At 74.7% G+C, this 16282-nt stretch carries 18 protein-coding genes; 12 read left to right on the top strand and 6 right to left on the bottom strand.

Going from position 1 to position 16282, the window contains the following annotated elements:
• A partial coding sequence (locus ABZ321_RS51365; protein WP_354903740.1) for a protein kinase occupies positions 1–1095 on the bottom strand: 1095 nt, incomplete at its 3' end.
• 203 nt (positions 1096–1298) lie between these two features.
• The gene (locus ABZ321_RS51360) at positions 1299–2285 is read right to left on the bottom strand and encodes an AraC family transcriptional regulator (RefSeq protein WP_344514423.1); all 987 of its coding nucleotides are present in this window, start codon (positions 2283–2285) and stop codon (positions 1299–1301) included.
• A gap of 76 nt (positions 2286–2361) precedes the next feature.
• Between ABZ321_RS51360 and ABZ321_RS51355 the strand changes: the two genes are divergently transcribed.
• Together ABZ321_RS51355 and ABZ321_RS51350 are read left to right on the top strand one after the other, a co-directional pair.
• Positions 2362–3162, top strand: a complete 801-nt coding sequence (locus ABZ321_RS51355) for an NAD(P)H-binding protein (protein ID WP_344514421.1) — start codon at positions 2362–2364, stop codon at positions 3160–3162.
• A complete protein-coding gene (locus ABZ321_RS51350; RefSeq protein WP_354903739.1) occupies positions 3159–3572 on the top strand; it encodes a DUF4345 domain-containing protein in 414 nt (137 codons plus the stop codon). The genes ABZ321_RS51355 and ABZ321_RS51350 overlap by 4 nt, the downstream gene beginning before the upstream one ends.
• Before the next feature lie 38 nt (positions 3573–3610).
• Here ABZ321_RS51350 and fabV read toward each other — a convergent pair whose 3' ends face one another.
• The gene (gene fabV / locus ABZ321_RS51345) at positions 3611–4807 is read right to left on the bottom strand and encodes an enoyl-[acyl-carrier-protein] reductase FabV (protein ID WP_354903737.1); all 1197 of its coding nucleotides are present in this window, start codon (positions 4805–4807) and stop codon (positions 3611–3613) included.
• Positions 4808–4871: 64 nt separating this feature from the next.
• Between fabV and ABZ321_RS51340 the strand changes: the two genes are divergently transcribed.
• Genes ABZ321_RS51340 through ABZ321_RS51320 form a run of 5 tightly spaced genes read left to right on the top strand, consistent with a single transcriptional unit; the run spans position 4872 to position 8483 of the window.
• Positions 4872–5225: a hypothetical protein gene (locus ABZ321_RS51340; protein WP_354903735.1), complete on the top strand. Its 354-nt coding sequence runs from the start codon at positions 4872–4874 to the stop codon at positions 5223–5225.
• Positions 5226–5228: 3 nt separating this feature from the next.
• Positions 5229–5480 carry a hypothetical protein gene (locus ABZ321_RS51335; protein ID WP_354903734.1) on the top strand — a complete coding sequence of 84 codons (252 nt, stop codon included), beginning with the start codon at positions 5229–5231 and terminating at the stop codon, positions 5478–5480.
• Between the two features lie 31 nt (positions 5481–5511).
• Complete coding sequence (locus tag ABZ321_RS51330; protein ID WP_354903732.1) at positions 5512–7053, top strand: NAD(P)/FAD-dependent oxidoreductase; 1542 nt, start codon at positions 5512–5514, stop codon at positions 7051–7053.
• The gene (locus ABZ321_RS51325) at positions 7050–7850 is read left to right on the top strand and encodes a fatty acid desaturase (protein ID WP_344514409.1); all 801 of its coding nucleotides are present in this window, start codon (positions 7050–7052) and stop codon (positions 7848–7850) included. The genes ABZ321_RS51330 and ABZ321_RS51325 overlap by 4 nt, the downstream gene beginning before the upstream one ends.
• 21 nt (positions 7851–7871) lie before the next feature.
• Complete coding sequence (locus ABZ321_RS51320; RefSeq protein WP_354903731.1) at positions 7872–8483, top strand: TetR family transcriptional regulator; 612 nt, start codon at positions 7872–7874, stop codon at positions 8481–8483.
• A 63-nt stretch (positions 8484–8546) separates the two neighbouring features.
• On the opposite strand, the gene ABZ321_RS51315 is transcribed toward ABZ321_RS51320, so the two are convergent.
• On the bottom strand, positions 8547–9494 hold the full coding sequence (locus ABZ321_RS51315; RefSeq protein WP_354903729.1) for a DUF1861 family protein: 948 nt from the start codon (positions 9492–9494) through the stop codon (positions 8547–8549).
• A 119-nt stretch (positions 9495–9613) separates the two neighbouring features.
• Between ABZ321_RS51315 and ABZ321_RS51310 the strand changes: the two genes are divergently transcribed.
• Positions 9614–11173: a SpoIIE family protein phosphatase gene (locus ABZ321_RS51310; RefSeq protein WP_344514403.1), complete on the top strand. Its 1560-nt coding sequence runs from the start codon at positions 9614–9616 to the stop codon at positions 11171–11173.
• Positions 11174–11215: 42 nt separating this feature from the next.
• Here the strand turns inward: ABZ321_RS51310 and ABZ321_RS51305 are convergent, their stop codons facing one another.
• A complete protein-coding gene (locus ABZ321_RS51305) occupies positions 11216–11587 on the bottom strand; it encodes an ATP-binding protein (RefSeq protein ID WP_354903727.1) in 372 nt (123 codons plus the stop codon).
• Positions 11584–11913 (bottom strand): STAS domain-containing protein, encoded by a 330-nt coding sequence (locus ABZ321_RS51300; RefSeq protein ID WP_344514400.1) that lies wholly within the window; start codon positions 11911–11913, stop codon positions 11584–11586. Before ABZ321_RS51300 ends, ABZ321_RS51305 begins: the two co-directional genes overlap by 4 nt.
• Before the next feature lie 140 nt (positions 11914–12053).
• On the opposite strand from ABZ321_RS51300, the gene ABZ321_RS51295 reads away from it, so the two are divergent.
• From ABZ321_RS51295 to ABZ321_RS51280, 4 genes are all read left to right on the top strand, one after another.
• Positions 12054–12989, top strand: coding sequence for an acetamidase/formamidase family protein (locus ABZ321_RS51295; protein ID WP_354903725.1), 936 nt, complete (start codon positions 12054–12056; stop codon positions 12987–12989).
• Positions 12990–13059: 70 nt separating this feature from the next.
• Positions 13060–14928 (top strand): molecular chaperone DnaK, encoded by a 1869-nt coding sequence (dnaK, locus tag ABZ321_RS51290; RefSeq protein ID WP_354903724.1) that lies wholly within the window; start codon positions 13060–13062, stop codon positions 14926–14928.
• A gap of 58 nt (positions 14929–14986) precedes the next feature.
• Positions 14987–15460 carry a nucleotide exchange factor GrpE gene (locus ABZ321_RS51285; RefSeq protein ID WP_344514394.1) on the top strand — a complete coding sequence of 158 codons (474 nt, stop codon included), beginning with the start codon at positions 14987–14989 and terminating at the stop codon, positions 15458–15460.
• Positions 15453–16280, top strand: coding sequence for a J domain-containing protein (locus ABZ321_RS51280; protein WP_354903723.1), 828 nt, complete (start codon positions 15453–15455; stop codon positions 16278–16280). The genes ABZ321_RS51285 and ABZ321_RS51280 overlap by 8 nt, the downstream gene beginning before the upstream one ends.
• Positions 16281–16282 lie beyond the last annotated feature (2 nt).

The raw sequence follows: 16282 nt of genomic DNA, 5'->3' as shown, positions 1-16282 counted from the left end.
AGGGCAGCATCGACCCCGAGCGGGTCGTGGCGCTGCGCGTGTGGGACCCGGCGGCGGCGTGTCGTCGTCGGACCGGCCCGAGGCGATCGGCGGGGAGCCCAGCGCCACCCAGGCCACGACCGCGGCGACCGACACGATGCCCACGCCCGCCGCCGTCACCCGGGCGCGCGACCGCCGGGCCGGGGTGGGCGGGATGACCAGTGCCGACGGTTCGCCGTCCGCCGGAGGCCCGGCCGCCGTCCCCAGGGCCGTCAGGGCCAGCAGCGCCGGGGTGGACGGGACGACCTGCAGCCCGGCGGCCGCGGCGAGCGCCGCCGCGACCTCCGGCGCGTCGGGGCGCTCCGCCGGGTCCTTGCGCAGGCAGCGGTGGCACAGGTCGGCGATCTCCGGCGGGACCCCCGGCGTCTCCGGCAGCGGCGCGGGCGGGAGGTACACGTGCGCGGTGAGCACCTGCGTCGTGCTGTCCGCGGCCCAGGGCAGGTGCCCGGCGAGCAGCTTGTAGAGGATCACGCCGAGCGCGTAGACGTCGGAGGCCGGCTCGATCGCGTCGTCGGTGAGCCGCTCCGGCGCCAGGTACGACGGCGTGCCCAGCACCTGGCCGGACAGGTCGCCGTCGCCGCCGGGGCTGACGGAGGCCGCGATGCCGAAGTCGACGACCTTCGCGCCGCCCGGGGTCACGATCACGTTGGCGGGCTTGATGTCACGGTGCACGAGCGACGCGGCGTGCGCGGCGGTCAGCGCGGCGGCGATCTCGGCGCAGATGCGGAAGGCGACGCTCGGCTCGACCGGCCCGGCGGCGATCCGCTGCGCGAGGGTCGGGCCCGGGACCAGCTCCATCACGACGTACGGGACGAGCTCGCCGTCGTCGGACGCCTCACCGTAGTCGTGGACCTGGGCGATGTTGGGGTGCGACAGGTTCGCCGCGGCCCTGGCCTCGGCGCGTATCCGCCGCAGCGAGTCGGGCTTCGTGAGGTGTGCCCCGTTGAGCATCTTGACCGCGACCGCCCGCCCCAGCACCTCGTCGGTCGCCGCCCACACCACTGCCATCCCGCCGCTGCCGAGCTGCTCCTCCAGACGGTAGCGACCGCCCAGCACCCGCCCCTGCACCTCGAGCCGTCCCTCCGATCCGGTAGCCGTCCTCCGGCGGGCGTCTGGCCGTCTCCACGCATCGACGCTCACCGTGCAGGGCGTATCCTGCCGTGAGCACCCCTCGCGACGCCAGCCACCCCTTGGCCAGTTCGGTCCGGCGCCTGGTCAGGAGCCTTCGAACCGCAGGTCGGTCGACGAGCAGCGACACCTCATCGGCCGGTGGTGCCCGTGGCGGCGCGGACCGCGCCCGGCGACACGCCGAAGGTCCGGCTGAAGGCCCGGGAGAACGCGGCCTCCGACGCGTAGCCGAAGCGGTGCGCCACCTGCGAGAGTGGCTCCGGCGACTGCTGCAGGTGGGTGTGGGCGAGCTGCATCCGCCACTGGGTCACGTACTGCATGACGGGCTCGCCGAGCAGCGCCGTGAACCGGGCGGAGAACGCCGAACGGGACATCGCCGCCTCGCGGGCCAGGGACTCTACGCTCCACGGCGCCTCCGGGGCCCGGTGCATCGCGGCCAGCGCCCGGCCGAGGTGCTCGTCGCGCAGCGCCGCGAGCCAGCCCTGGTGCGCCTCGGGCGCGGTGTCGAGCCAGCCGCGGATCGCCTGCACCACCAGGACGTCGGCGAGGCGGGTCAGCACCGTCTCGCCGCCGGGCCGCAGCGCGGTCGCCTCGGCGGCGATGAGCTGCAGGGTGCTGTGCAGCCAGCCGCCGTCGTCGTCCCACCCGTCGACGTGCAGCACCGGCGGCAGCTGCGCGACCAGCCGCCGGGCCGGGACGTGGTCGCAGCGCAGCACGCAGTAGGTGACCCGGGTCAGCGCGCCGCCGCCGCCGTGGCGCAGCAGCTCATACCGCTCGCTGACCCGCTCGACCGGGATGTCGAACAGCGGCGTGGCGCGGGACCCGCTGTGTCCGCTGTGTCCACTGTGGACGCGGTGCGGGGTGCCGTGCGGGATCAGGGTCAGCCCGCGCGGCCGCAGCGTCCGCGGCGGCTCGCCGTCGACCTCGAGGACGGCCTCGCCGGCGGTGACGACGAGCAGCGCCATGAGCCCGTCCAGCGCGGGCACGGCGATGTCCCACGGCGCGGTCAGCTCCGAGCGGCAGTACAGCGTGCCGGTGAGCCGCAAGAGGTGCAGCGCCTCACCGAGCGGGTCCGCGGCCGGCGGGAGGATCGTCGTCGTCACCTCGTCATCGTCCATGATGCTGGACGATCTGCAAAGACTTCCGGTGTTCCTGTGATTCAGGATCTCGCCGGTACCGGCGAAGCTTGACCACATGAGCAACCTTGTCATCGGCTCGACCGGCAAGACCGGCCGCCGGATCCTCCGCCGCCTCACCGACCTGGGGCACCCCGTGCGTGGCGCCTCCCGCCGCAGCGACCCGCCGTTCGACTGGGAACGACGGGAGACCTGGCCGGCCGTCCTGGACGGCGTCGACGCCGCGTACGTCTCCTACTACTCCGACCTCGCCGCCCCCGAGGCGCCCGCCGCCGTGGAGGCGTTCACGAAGGCGGCCGCGGCGGCCGGCGTCCGGCGGCTCGTGCTGCTGTCCGGCCGCGGCGAGCACCATGCCGAGAGCTGCGAGGACATCGTCCGGGAGTCCGGGCTCGGCTACACGCTCGTGCGGGCCTCGTGGTTCGCGCAGAACTTCGGCGAGGGCGAGCTGCGGCAGGGGGTCATGGACGGCGCCGTCGTCCTGGCCGCCGGCGACGTCGCCGAGCCGTTCGTGGACGTGGAGGACATCGCCGACGTGGCGGTCGCGGCGCTGCTCGACGAGCGGCACGACGGCCGCGTGTACGAGGTCACCGGCCCGCGGCTGCTCACCTTCGCCGAGGCGGCCGCGGAGATCGCGCTGGCGGCCGGCCGGCCGGTCACGTACGTGCCGGTCGGCGTCGAGGAGCTGCGGGCGGCGCTCGCCGGGCACCCGCAGGGCGACCTGTTCGCCGACCTGTGCGGCGAGGTGTTCGACGGGCGCAACGCCAGCCTCGGCACCGGCGTCCAGGACGCCCTCGGCCGGCCGCCGCGGGACTTCGCCGACTACTGCCGCGCCGCCGCGGCGGCTGGGGCCTGGCGGTGATCCGGCGGATCCTGCTGCTCGTCTCGGGGGTCGTGGCCGTCGCGGTCGGGGGCGCCAGCCTGTTCGCACCCGTGGCCTTCCGCCGCCAGTACGGCATCAGCATCGGCACCGACCCCAACCTCCTCAGCGAGACCAGGTCGGCCGGTGGGGCGGTGCTCGCCGTCGGGGTGCTGCTGCTGGCCGGCGCGTTCGTGGCGCGGCTGGCGTTCCCGGCGGCGGTCGCCGGGACCGTGTTCTACCTGGCGTACGCGGTGTCGCGCGGGATGTCGGCGGCGCTGGACGGGGCGCCGGCGAGCGGCCTCGTCGTCGGCGGGATCGTCGAGCTGGCCCTCGGGGTGGCGTGCTGGTTCGCCGCCACCCGCCCGGCGCCGGGCGCTGCCCTGGGCGTGGGCCACTCCAGGCCGGGGTAGCCGGGCGTCGACCACTCCGGGGCGGGGTGGCCGGGCGGTCACCTGGGCGCGGGCCACTCCAGGTCGGGGTCGACGGGCGCCGCGTAGTCGACGCCGGGGACGTCGAAGCCGTACAGGCCGCGGAACTGGGCGCGGAACCAGTCGACGTCGGCGACCTCGGCGATCGTCTCCGGGGTGATCGCGTGCCAGCGCTCCGCGACCGCGGCCTGCACCGCGGGGTCCAACTCCCACCGGTCCAGCCGCAGCCGGCCCTGCTCGTCCAGATCGAGCGGGGCCGCGCCGGTCAGCTGGTCCCACAGCTGCACCGACTGCTCGACCGGCGACTGGAGCGCGTCGCCGAGCACGGCGCGCAGGACGCTGACGTACAGGGCGATGCCCGGGATCGCGGTCGACGCCTGCGTGACGGCCGCGCCGTTGACCGACGTCAGCGCCCGGCCGCCGTGCCCGGCGAGCCGCTCGTCGAGCTCCTTTGCGGTCCGCTCCAGGTGCACCTTCGCCGCGCCGATCGTGCCGTCGCGGTAGATCGCCGAGGTGAGGCCGGATCCGATGTACGACAGGGCCACCGTGCGGAACCCGTCGCGCAGCAGCCCCCGGTCCTGCAGCGCGGTGACCCAGCGGGACCAGTCCTCGCCGCCCATCACCTGCACCGTGTCGGCCGCCTCCTGCTCGCCGGCGGGGGCGGCGGTCACGTCCCGCAGGGCCGCCGTGCCGTCGGCGTCGAACTCGAGCGTCCGCGTCGTGTGCGCCTCGCCGAGCGGCTTGATGACCGACTGGAACGTGGTGCCGGTCCGCGGGTCCGTCCGTCGCGGCGCGGCGACGCTGTACACCAGGACATCCACCTGACCGAACCGCTTCTGCAGCAGGTCGAGGACCTCGTCCTTGGTGGTGTCGGCGAACGCGTCGGCGTTGACGAAGGTGAAGTCGCTGCCGACCTCCGCGGCGACCGCGTCGGTGGCGATCGTGCGATACCAGCCGGCGGTCGCGGTGCGCCGGCCCGGCGGGCGCTCGAACGCGACGCCGACGCCCTGCACGCCGTGCCGGACCAGGCCCGCCAGGGTGGCGGCGAGGCCGTAGCCCGCGCTGGAGCCGATGATGAGCGCGGTGAGCTTCGACGGCTGCCGCTGCGGCGCCGGGATCTGCGCGACCATGTCGGCGACGCTGCGGAAGCAGCCGGCGGGGTGCGCGTCGAGCAGCAGGAACCCTCGCCCGGTGGGACTGACGACACGTGCGGCCACGACTGCTCCCTCGATCATCCGGCGGTGCGTTCACATCCTGTCATGCCCCCGGCGGTGCCGCGCCGTGAGCTTCCGCGTGTACGTGGAGCAGGGCTGGGCCGCGGTGAACGGCCTGGTCTTCCGGACCGGCGGCGTGATCCCCGTCGACGACCGGGTCAGGCTGGAGTCGCACCGGATCGTCTTCGACGCCATCACCGGCCTCATCGTCTTCAGCGTGACGACGTCGCGGGCCGGCGAGGCGGGCGACGACGACACCGACCCCGACGAGTCCGCCCTCACCGCCGCCCGTGCCGTCGCCCCTGAGGGCATGCGCCTGCGGGTCCGCGCGCTGGACCAGCCGCTGCCGCCCGGCCGCAGCTTCCGGGTGGACCTCGACTCGGGCGCCGTCATCGAGGTCCGCAACCGGGCTCAGCCGTAGTGCATGTCGTCGGCCTCGACGACGCTCTTCTTCGCCGGGGCCTTGATCTGCGTCGGCGTGTTGTGCCCGCTCAGCGTCGTGACCAGCTTCAGCGTCTTGTCCTTGCCGGTCAGCTCGACCGCGATCGACGTGACCCAGCCCTGCTCGTCGACGCTGATGGTGAACGGGCTGTTCTCCCCGCCGATCGACCAGATGCTCGGCGCGCCGACGGGCAGGAACTCGGGCTTGGCGCCGCCCGATATCGACCGCTGTTGACACGGTGGTGGGGTGGTCCTACGTTGAACGTATGTTCAGAACTTCTGTTCAGGACGATTGGTTCGACGTCGCGGTGGTCGGGGCGGGGCTGGCGGGCCTGGCCACGGCGCTGCGGCTGCAGGCGGCCGGCCGCACGACGGTGGTGCTCGAGGCGCACGGCCACGCGGGCGGCTGCGCCGGCTACTACCGCCGTCGCGGCTTCTCCTTCGACGTCGGCGCCACCACGCTCGTCGACTTCGAGCCCGGCGGCGTGGGCGCCGAGCTGTTCGACGCCGTCGGCATGCCGCCGCTGCCCGGTGAGGCGCTGCCCGGGTATGTGGCGTGGCTGCCCGATCGCACCGTCGTGCTGCACCGCGACGCCGGCGCCTGGCACCGGGAGCGACTGCGGGCGCTCGGCGACACCGACCGGCACCGCCGGTTCTGGGCGCTGCTCGACCGGCTCGCCGACGCGTTCTGGCTGGCCAGCCGCGCGGGCGCGAGGATGCCCGTGCGAGGCCCGGCCGACCTGGTGCACAACGCGCGGGCGATGCGCCTCACCGACCTGCACCTGGCCCGGCACGTCACCGGCACGCTCGGCGGGGCGCTGCGGCGGCACGGGCTTCGCGACGACGCCGCCCTGGTCGGGCTGCTGTCGATGCTCGTCGAGGACACCGTGCACAGCACCGTCGACGACGCCCCGCTGGTCAACGCGGCGCTCGGCATCACCATCCGCGGCGCCGGGCTGACCCGCGCGACCGGCGGCATGCGCGGCTTCTGGCGGGCCGCCGTGGCGCACTACCGGTCGCTCGGCGGCGACCTGCGCTGCGGCTGGCGGGTCACCGGCGTGACCGGCGCCGCCCCGCACTTCACCGTCGACGGGCCGCGCGGCACCGTCCGGGCGGCGCAGGTCGTCAGTGCGGTGCCGGTGGCCACGACCGCGTCGCTCGCCCCCGCCGTCCGGCCCGCCCTGGAGCGCTTCCTGCGCCGTGACGCCGGCGACCTCGGCGGCGCGGCCATGGTGTGCCTCGGCGTGCCCGAGGAGGAGGTGGCCGGGCAGGAGTTCACCCACCACCAGCTGCTGCGCTCCTACGCCGAGCCGCTCGGCGACGGCAACAACATGTTCGTCTCCGTGTCGGCGGCAGGCGACCACGACAGCGCCCCGCCGGGCCACCGCGCCGTGATGCTGTCCACCCACACCGGCCTCGCGGGCTGGGAGGACCTGGACGACGCCGGGCACGCCCGCCGCCGCGCCGCCCTCGGCGACCGGCTCGTGGCCGAGGCCCGGCGGGTCTTCCCGCGGCTCGGCGAGCGGGCCGTGGTGCGGGAGGTGGGCACGCCGCGGACCTATGCGCGGTTCACGTCCCGCCCCCTCGGCGCCGTCGGCGGCGTCCGGCAGCGCCCCTCCAACGCCAACCAGCACGCCGTCCCGCACCGCTCGGCCGTGCCCGGCCTCTGGCTCGTCGGCGACTCCACCTGGCCCGGCCTCGGCACCGTCGCCTGCGTCCTGGGCAGCCGCATCGTCGCCGAAGGCGTGCTCGCAGGCCCCGGCGCGGAGCGCGGCGTGCCCGTCACGGACAGCCTGGTGCGGGCATGAAACCGGCGCTGGACGACCTCGGCACGGACCTGCTCGCCACCAGGCCGGGGCAGCGGCGGCTGGCCCTCACCCGACCGGCGCTCGGCGTCGCCGTCTACGTGGTGGTCGCGGCCCTCGGATGGTGGTGGGTGACCCCCGTCGTCATGTTCGGGATCTTCGTCGCGGTCGTCACCGTCACCCACGACGTGGTGCACCGGTCGATCGGGCTCGGGCCGCGGGCGACCGAGTGGGCGCTGTTCCTGTGCGGCCTCGTCCTGGTGGAGAGCGGGCACGCCTACCGGGCGACCCACCTGCAGCACCACCGGGCGTTCCCCGCGCCGGAGGACGACCCGGACCGCGATCCGGAGGGCTACCCGGCGCACATCAGCCTGCTCGGCGCCGCCTGCTACGGGCCGGTGTTCCTGGTGCGGTTGTGGCGGTGGGCGTACCGTCGCAGCCGCCGGGACCGCGGGTGGCTGGTCGCGGAGGCCGCCGCGCCGGTCCTCGTCATCGCCGGCGGGGTCGCCCTGCTGCCGGTCACGCCGATGCTGCTCTGGTATGCGGTGATGGCGGTCGTCGGCAGCTGGGTCTATCCGGTGCTGACGGTGTACCTGCCGCATCACGACTTCGGGGACACGCCCCTGACGCAGACGCGGACCCTGCGCGGGCGGGTGATCCCGGCCGTGTTCCTGGAGCTGACCTACCACCTGGAGCACCACCTGTACCCGCAGGTGCCCAGCCACCGGCTCGCGGAGCTGGGGCGGCGGCTCGACCCGTTCCTCGCCGCGTCCGGAGTCCGGCCGCACCGGGTGATCTGACATCGCCTACCGTTGCCGGTGATGCCGCGCCGAACCGAGACCCGCGAGCGCATCCTGCGCGCCGCCGTCGACACCCTCGCCACCCAGGGCTTCTCGACCAGCACCGCGAGGGCCATCGCGGCCACCGGCGGCTTCGCGCCCGGCGTCATCTACTACCACTTCGAGGACCTCGAGGACCTGCTGCTCGCGGCTATGCGGCACAGCAGCGACAGCCGGATGGAGCGCTACACCGCCCGCACGAGCGGCGTCCGCGGTGCCCGGGAGCTCCTGCCGACGCTGCGGGAGCTGTACGAGGAGGACGTCGCCACCGGTCACATCGCCGCCGTGCAGGAGCTGGTCGCCGGCGCGGTCGGCGCCACCCGCCTCGCCGAAGGGGTCCGCGCCGAGATCCGGCGCTGGGAGGACTTCACCGAGGCGCTGATCGGCCGCCTGCTCGGCGACAGCCCCCTCGCCGCCCTCATCCCCGGCCGCGAGGCCGCCATGGCGGCGATGGCCTTCTACCTGGGCCTGGAGATGCTGACCCACCTCGACGGCGACCGCGGCCGCAGCGACACCCTGTTCGCCGCGGCCGCCGGCCTCGCCGACATGCTCGACGCCCTGACCGGCCTCACCGGGGGCGACGAGCAGGGCTGACCTCCCACGGCCGCGCTGCGCCGCAGGCCCGGGGACCGTCGACCGCCACCCCACGCGTGCGGGCTACGGCAGCGGTGACGGCACGACGATCGAGCCGATGGAGGCGTCGCCGAGGCCGCAGTACAGGCGGACGGTGCCGCCGTCGAGGACCTCCATCGAGCCGGGGAAGACGACGTCGGCGAGGTCGGCGCGCTTCGGCGGCGCGGGCGGGAAATCGGCGCGCATCGCGATGACCGCCGGCGCGGTCGTCGTGCAGGCGGCGGGGTCGATGGTCCACCAGGCGCCGGCGTACTCCTGCGGGCCGCCCTCCTCGCCGACGGCGACGTGACCGAGGACGCCGATGCGGTCGCCGAGGTCGTACAGCTCGTTGACGCCGAGCTTGGTGTCCTCGGCGACCTGGTCGTGGAAGATGTGCGCCTTGGCGATGAGCTCCGCGGACAGTTGCGTGTAGTCGTCGGTGAGGATGAGGCTCACCCGGCCGCGCCCGGCGGTGCCACCCTGCGGCCGGCCGCACACGGCGAGGCCGTCGCGGCGCTGCAGCAGCCGGATGTCCTTCATGCCCGGCACCTCGACGAACGGCCGGGCCGGGTCGAGCCGCTCGACGTCGGGTGCGGCGTAGAAGCGGGTGACGACGCCCGGCGGGTCGGTGCCGAAGTCCAGCGAGACCACGCCGAGGACCAGCACCGGCGAGCCGTCAGGGCCCAGGACCCAGGCGGCGAACGGGTCCTCCGCCGCCGTGAACACCGGCATGCCGGGCGCCTCCCGCCAGCCGTCACCGGTGCGCTCGTAGAAGCGGACCTCGGGATCCCACGACGACCGGTCACGCCAGTAGCTGCCGGGCGACTCGACCCGCACCGCGAGCAGCGTCCGGCCGGCCTGCCGGATCAGGCAGGGGTTGTACGCGAGGCGGTCGCCGACGCCCGGGATCGGCTCGGCGACCCCGGTCGGGCGGCCGGGGCGGCGCAGGTGGGCGGCGACGAGGTCGCGGTACCCGGCGGGAGGCAGCGTCACACAAGCACCGTAACGCCGTCACCAGGTGTGGAAGGCGGGAAACCGGGGTGAACGTCGGAAGCGGCGGCACCCGCCGCGCCGGGGCGGCCACGGTGCGTGCCCGGCACTAAGCTTCGGTGATGGCACACGACGGCGCGCGGCGTGCGACCTCGCCGGCCACGGCGGACGGTGCTGCCGGCACCGTGCCCTCCGTCGTGCGGGCGCTGCTGGCGGCGGTGCCGGTCGGGTGCTCGTGGCTGCTGCCGCTGACCGGCGAGGACGGCGAGGTCGCCGACTTCCTCGTCGCCGCGGTGGGCGGCCAGGCCGGGGACATCTACGGCCGTGGTCTCGAGCGGGTGGGGGAGCGGGTCAGTGACCTGTACCCGAGCATGGTCGGCGGACCGTTGTGGGACCTGTACCTGCGGGTGCTCGCCGACGGGGTGCCCGCGGAGCTGCCCGCCTTCCGGCATGCCGAGCGGCGGGCCGGGATCGTGGCCGACTCGCTGTTCGAGGTGAGCGTCCAGCCGGTCCTCGGCGGGCTGCTGGTGTGGTGGCAGCGCACCGACGAGGCCCGCCGCCGGCTGGAGCGCACCGAGCAGCTCGGCAGCCTCGGCTGGGCCGAGCACGACCTGATCACCGGGTGCAGCGACTGGTCGCCGGGGATGTTCCGGATCTTCGGGCGGGATCCGGCGCTGGGGCCGATGACACGGTCGGAGCAGGCCGCGGCGCTGCTGCCCGACGACCGCGGGGTGAGCGAGACCGCCTGGCAGACCCTGGACAGCGGCGCCGCGTCCGACGTGACCGTCCGGTTCCGGACCGCGGACACGGTGAAGTACCTGCGGATCCTGTCCGACGTCGCCCGCGACGCCGACGGCAGCCCGCTGAAGGTCTATGCCGTCGTGCAGGACGTCACCGCCCGCGAGGACGCCCGCACCGCGATGGATCGGCTCCGCGACCAGCTGCGCACCCGGGAGATGACGGCGCTCGCCGAGCACCGGCTCGCCGCGCAGCTGCAGAACCTGATCCAGCCGGTGCCGCCGGAGCCATTCCCCCTGGCCGGGCTGCGGGCCGTGGTCAGCTACCTGCCCGCGGAGAGCGCCGTGCAGGTCGGCGGCGACTGGTACCACGCGCAGACCCTGCCGGACGGGCGCGTGGTGCTCGCGGTCGGCGACGTCGCCGGGCACGGGCTGGACGCCGCCAACGGCATGGCGCACCTGCGGTTCTCGCTGGTGGCGTGGCTGTCCATCGGCATCCGTGACCCCGGCACGCTGCTCGCCCACATGAACCAGCTGTCCCTGCAGCTCGGCATCACCGGCACGGCGGCGATCGGGCTGTACGACCCCGCCACCCGCACCCTGGCGTGGGCGCGGGCCGGGCACATGCCGCCGCTGCTGGCCCGGGCCGGGGTGACCACGGAGCTGGACCGGCCCGCGGGCCTGCTGCTCGGCGCCGCCGGCGACTCCGCCTATCCGGTCGTCACGGCGGCACTGCGCGACGACGACCTCGTGCTCTTCTACACCGACGGCCTGATCGAGCGCCGGTCCACCGACAGCGACGTGATGCTCGGCCGCGTCAAGCAGACCATGTCCGCCGTCTCCGCCGAGGCGGGGCCCGAGCAGCTGACCCGGCTCCGCGGCCTGCTCCGCTACGCCGGCCCCGACGACGACACGTGCACCCTGGCGGTGTGCGTACAACCCTGACAGTGCCCGCTACAGGCCCGCTACAGGCCCGCTACAGGCCCGCTACAGGTGCAGGCGGAGGCGGACCGTGGTGCCGTCGGGGCCGCTGACCGTGTCGACCTGGTCGCAGATCCGCTCGACGATCGCCAGCCCCCTGCCGCGGACCGCGTCCACCGCCGGCATCGGCCGCGGGAACGCGCGCGGCGGACCCTGGTCCACGACGTCGCAGACGATCTGCCCGTCGTCGGCCCAGAGGCTGACCCGGCCGCCGCCGGTCGTGTGCTGCAGCGTGTTGGTCGCCAGCTCATTGACGGCGAGCATCAGCAGCTCCGTGCGGGTCGGCGACATGCCCGACGCGAGGGCCTGGGTCCGCACGAACGCCCGCACCGCCCCGAGGTCGCCGGGCGCGCTGTAGTCGACCGACGGGGCGCTCATGCCGCCATATCCGTCTCCGTGGGCGGGGCCAGCAGGTCGCCGACGCCGGTCATGTCCAGGACGTGGGCGACCACGCCGGCGGCGTTGACCACCTGCAGCCTGCGGCCCTGCCGCTGGGCGGCGTGATGGCCGGCGACCAGCGCGTGTATGCCGCTGGAGTCGATGAACCGCAGGGCGGCCAGGTCGACGACGACCACCGGCGCGAGGTCGACGGCCGCCAGCAGCGCCGACGTGAGCTCCTCGCGGCAGGCCAGGTCGCACTCACCGGCCAGGGCCACGACGGCCCGGCCGTCCACCTCGGACGTCTTCACCTCGAACTGTGCCATCGACCTCAGCACCCCCTCGCCACCGACCCGGCACCCATCATGGCACCTGAGACCGGGCGGCAGGGCATCAGCCGACCGCCCGACCCGCCGAGAGGACGCGGGGGCGCGGCGACGTGACCGGGCCTGCTTCACTCGTATCCGTGGAACACGTGCTGGACCCCGACGACCGGACGCTGCACGGCTACTTCTCGCGGGACCGCCCGCCGGCGCTGACCGTGCGGCCCGGCGACACCGTGACCTTCCGGACCCTGGACTGCTGGTGGTCCGCCGGCCGCTACGCCGGCGAGCCGGTGCCGGACCGGCCGCGGGTGCCGCAGTACCGCGACGGGTACGGGCACGCGCTCACCGGGCCGGTCGAGATCGAAGGCGCCACGCCCGGGCAGACCCTCGAGGTCCGCATCGACGAGGTGGTGCCGGCGGCGTGGGGCACCACCGTCGCCGGCGGCTGGCCGAGCGGCCCGAACCGCCGGTACCACCTGGAACACGACGGCGTCGTGCACGCCTGGGACCTCGACCCCGCCACGATGACCGGCCGCAACCAGCACGGCCACACCGTGCCGCTGCGCCCGTTCATGGGCGTGATGGGCATGCCGCCGGCCGAGCCGGGGGAGCACTCGACGATCCCGCCGCGGGCGCACGGCGGCAACATCGACTGCAAAGAACTCGTCGCCGGCACCACGCTGCTGCTGCCGGTCCCCGTCGACGGCGCCCTGTTCTCCGTCGGCGACGGGCACGCCGCGCAGGGCGACGGCGAGGTCAGCGGCACCGCGATCGAGTGCCCGATGGACCGGGTGACGCTCACGTTCGGGCTGCGCGACGACTTCCCCGTGTCCGGCCCCGTCGCCCGTACCGGCGACGCATGGCTGACGATGGGCCTCGGCGACACCCTGGACGACGCCGCCTACGCCGCGCTGGACGCGATGTTCGCGCTGCTGGAGCGGCTGCACGGGGTGCGGCGCGCCGACGCCGTCGCGCTCGCCAGCGTCGCGGTCGACCTGCGGGTGACGCAGATCGTCAACCAGGTCGTCGGCGTGCACGCCGTCCTGCGCGACGGGGCGCTCACCACCGGTGGGTGAGACGCGGCCTGTGCACCCCGGCGAGCCTTGAATCGGCTGCAGCAGCCGGAGGCTCAGGAGGGATGCACACATGGCACGCGCTGTGGGAATCGACCTCGGCACGACCAACTCCGTGATCGCCGCGTTCGAGGGTGGCCGTCCCACCGTCCTGCCCAGCGAGGAAGGCAGCAGGACGACGCCGTCCGTCGTCGCGTACACCGGCACCGGCGAGCGGCTCGTCGGGCAGCTCGCCCGCCGGCAGGCGGTGCTGAACCCCAAGGGCACGATCTACTCCGCGAAACGCTTCATCGGCCGCCGCTTCGACGAGGTCAGCGAGGAATCGCGCGGCGTCACCTACGACGTGGTGCCGGGCCCCGACGGCATGGTGCGCTTCGACGTGCGCGACAAACAGCTGTCGCCGGAGGAGGTGTCCGCGCAGATCCTGCGCAAGCTCGCCGACGACGCCGCCAAGCACCTCGGCGAGAAGGTGACCGAGGCGGTCGTCACGGTCCCGGCGTACTTCAACGACGCGCAGCGGCAGGCGACCAAGGACGCGGGGAAGATCGCCGGGCTGAACGTGCTGCGGATCATCAACGAGCCGACGGCGGCCGCGCTCGCGTACGGGCTGGACAAGCAGGGCCACGAGACGGTCCTCGTGTTCGACCTCGGCGGCGGCACGTTCGACGTCAGCATCCTCGACGTCGGCGACGGCGTCGTGGAGGTCCGGGCGACGTCCGGCGACACGCACCTCGGCGGCGACAACTTCGACCACCGGCTCGTCGAGCACATCGCCGACCAGTTCCAGCGGGAACAGGGCATCGACGTGCGCACCGACCCGCAGGCGCTGCAGCGCCTCACCGAGGCCGCCGAGCGCGCGAAGATCGAGCTGTCGTCGGTGACGCAGACCCAGGTGAACCTGCCGTTCATCACCGCCGACGCGACCGGCCCGAAGCACCTGACGATGACGCTCACCCGGGCCACGTTCGAGGAGCTGACCCACGACCTGCTCGAACGCACCATGGAGCCGGTCCGGCAGGCGATGCAGGACGCGAAGGCGGGCGCCGGCGACCTCGACGAGGTGATCCTCGTCGGCGGGGCGACCCGCATGCCGGCCGTGCAGGCCCTCGTCCGCCGGCTCACCGGCGGCAAGGACCCCAACATGTCCGTGAACCCGGACGAGGTCGTCGCCCTCGGCGCCGCCATCCAGGCGGGCGTGCTCAAGGGCGACGTGCAGGACGTGGTCCTGCTCGACGTGACGCCGCTGTCGCTGGGCGTTGAAACCCTCGGCGGCCTCATGACGAAGGTGATCGAGCGGAACACGACGATCCCGGCCCGGCGCGCCGAGACGTTCTCCACCGCCGACGACAACCAGCCGGCCGTCGACGTGGTCGCGCTGCAGGGCGAGCGGGAACGCGCCGCCGACAACCGGGTCCTCGGCCGGATGCGGCTGGAGAACATCCGGCCCGCGCCGCGCGGCACCCCGCAGATCGAGGTCACGTTCGACGTCGACGCCAACGGCATCCTCAACGTGTCGGCGAAGGACAAGGACACCGGCGCCGAGCAGAAGATCACCATCACCGAGAGCGGGACCCTCGACACCGCCGAGGTCGAGCGGATGGTACGCGAGGCCGAGGAGCACCGGGCCGAGGACCGGCAGGTCCGGGAGCGGATCGACGCCTCCAACGAGCTCGACAGCGTGGCGTACCAGCTGGAACGCGCCCTACAGGAGCACGGCGACGTGCCGGAGCACGAGCGGGCCCGCGCCACGATGCTCGTCGCGGACGCCCGCCGGGCGGTGGAGGAGCAGGCGCCGGCGGCCCGCATGCGGCAGCTCACCGAGGACCTGCGGCAGATGACCCTGGCGCTGGGCAGCCGGGCCGCCAGGCCGTCCCAGGCCGGCGCCGCGGCACCGCAGGACGCCGACGACGTCATCGACGCCGACTTCAACACAGGGTCATGAGCGGGCCGGCGCGGAGCTCCAGGTCAGGGCGGCGCCGGAGCGCGGCGGAGGTCAGGTCATGACCCAGGAGCACGAGGTCGCGGAGCTCACCGAACGGTGGCAGCGGGCCGCGGCGGACGTGGAGAACACCCGCAAGTGGGCCGAGCGGCAGGCGGCGCGGCAGCGGCAGGAGGAGCGGACCGCGATCTCCGCGGCGTGGCTGCCCGTCCTGGACAACCTCGACCTGGCGCTGCGGCACGGCGACGCCGACCCCCGCACGATCGTCGAAGGTGTGGAAGGCGTCCGCGAGCAGGCCCTCGCCGTGCTCGCCGGCTTCGGGTTCGCGTCGTTCGGCGAGGTCGGCGAGCCGTTCGATCCGGTGCGGCACGAGGCGGCCGAGGTCGTGCGCGACAGCGACGCGCCGCCCGGGACCGTCGTGCGGGTGCTGCGGCCGGGGTACGGGGACGGCGAGCGGCTCCTGCGGCCGGCGGTCGTCGCGGTCAGCGCGCCGGTGCTGCTGGGCGACAGGGAGAACGGGCCCGACGGTGAGTGAGCGGCGCGACCCGTACCAGGTGCTCGGCGTGGCCAGGACCGCGACACCGGAGGAGATCCAGCGCGCGTACCGGACCCTGGCCCGCCGGCAGCACCCAGACATCAACAAGGAGCCCGGCGCCGAGGACCGCTTCAAGGAGATCAACGAGGCGTACCACGTGCTGTCCGACCCGGAGCGCCGCGCCCGCCACGACAAGGCCGGGCGGGAGCGGGCCCGTCCGCGGGGGGTGCAGACCGTCGACATCGACGACCTTTTCAGCAGCATGTTCGGCGGGCGGTACGGCACGGGCGCCGACACCGAGGCGCGCATCACGGTCGGCGTCGAGGAGGCGTTCCGCGGCGGGCGCCGCACGGTGACCCTGCCGGACGCCGACGGCCGCCCCCGCCGCTACGACGTGAACATCCCCGCCGGCGTCGTCGACGGCCAGCGGATCCGGCTCGCGGGCCAGGGCGCCCCCGGCGTCGCCGGTGGCCCGCCCGGGGACCTGTACCTCGTCGTCGCGCTCGCGCCGCACCCCCGGTTCCGGGTCCAGGGCCGGGACGTGGTGCTCGACCTGCCGGTCGCGCCGTGGGAGGCGGCCCTCGGCGCGCGGGTGCCGCTCGACGCCCCCGGCGGTCCGGTGCGGGTGGACGTGCCGGCCGGCACGTCGTCCGGGCGGCGGCTGCGGCTGCGCGGGCAGGGGCTGCCCAACCCGCGCGGCCGCCCCGGCGACCTGTACGCCGAGGTGCGGATCATGGTGCCGGCGACGCTGAGCACGCGGGAGCGTCACCTGTTCGAGGAGCTCGGGAAGGCGTCGGCGTACGACCCGCGGGGCCGCTGAAC

It is taken from the genome of Dactylosporangium sp. NPDC006015, assembly GCF_040614215.1.
Classification (GTDB): Bacteria; Actinomycetota; Actinomycetes; order Mycobacteriales; family Micromonosporaceae; genus Dactylosporangium; species Dactylosporangium maewongense.
This window is presented reverse-complemented; position numbering and strand designations above follow the sequence as displayed.

What these genes read in the sequence shown, in the direction of transcription:
- ABZ321_RS51360 (WP_344514423.1), bottom strand. Translation starts at nt 2,285, where the DNA reads ATGGACGATGACGAGGTGACGACGACGATCCTCCCGCCGGCCGCGGAC.
- ABZ321_RS51355 (WP_344514421.1), top strand. Translation starts at nt 2,362, where the DNA reads ATGAGCAACCTTGTCATCGGCTCGACCGGCAAGACCGGCCGCCGGATC.
- ABZ321_RS51335 (WP_354903734.1), top strand. Translation starts at nt 5,229, where the DNA reads ATGTCGTCGGCCTCGACGACGCTCTTCTTCGCCGGGGCCTTGATCTGC.
- ABZ321_RS51330 (WP_354903732.1), top strand. Translation starts at nt 5,512, where the DNA reads ATGTTCAGAACTTCTGTTCAGGACGATTGGTTCGACGTCGCGGTGGTC.
- ABZ321_RS51325 (WP_344514409.1), top strand. Translation starts at nt 7,050, where the DNA reads ATGAAACCGGCGCTGGACGACCTCGGCACGGACCTGCTCGCCACCAGG.
- ABZ321_RS51320 (WP_354903731.1), top strand. Translation starts at nt 7,872, where the DNA reads ATGCCGCGCCGAACCGAGACCCGCGAGCGCATCCTGCGCGCCGCCGTC.
- ABZ321_RS51310 (WP_344514403.1), top strand. Translation starts at nt 9,614, where the DNA reads ATGGCACACGACGGCGCGCGGCGTGCGACCTCGCCGGCCACGGCGGAC.
- ABZ321_RS51305 (WP_354903727.1), bottom strand. Translation starts at nt 11,587, where the DNA reads ATGAGCGCCCCGTCGGTCGACTACAGCGCGCCCGGCGACCTCGGGGCG.
- ABZ321_RS51300 (WP_344514400.1), bottom strand. Translation starts at nt 11,913, where the DNA reads ATGGCACAGTTCGAGGTGAAGACGTCCGAGGTGGACGGCCGGGCCGTC.
- dnaK (WP_354903724.1), top strand. Translation starts at nt 13,060, where the DNA reads ATGGCACGCGCTGTGGGAATCGACCTCGGCACGACCAACTCCGTGATC.
- ABZ321_RS51285 (WP_344514394.1), top strand. Translation starts at nt 14,987, where the DNA reads ATGACCCAGGAGCACGAGGTCGCGGAGCTCACCGAACGGTGGCAGCGG.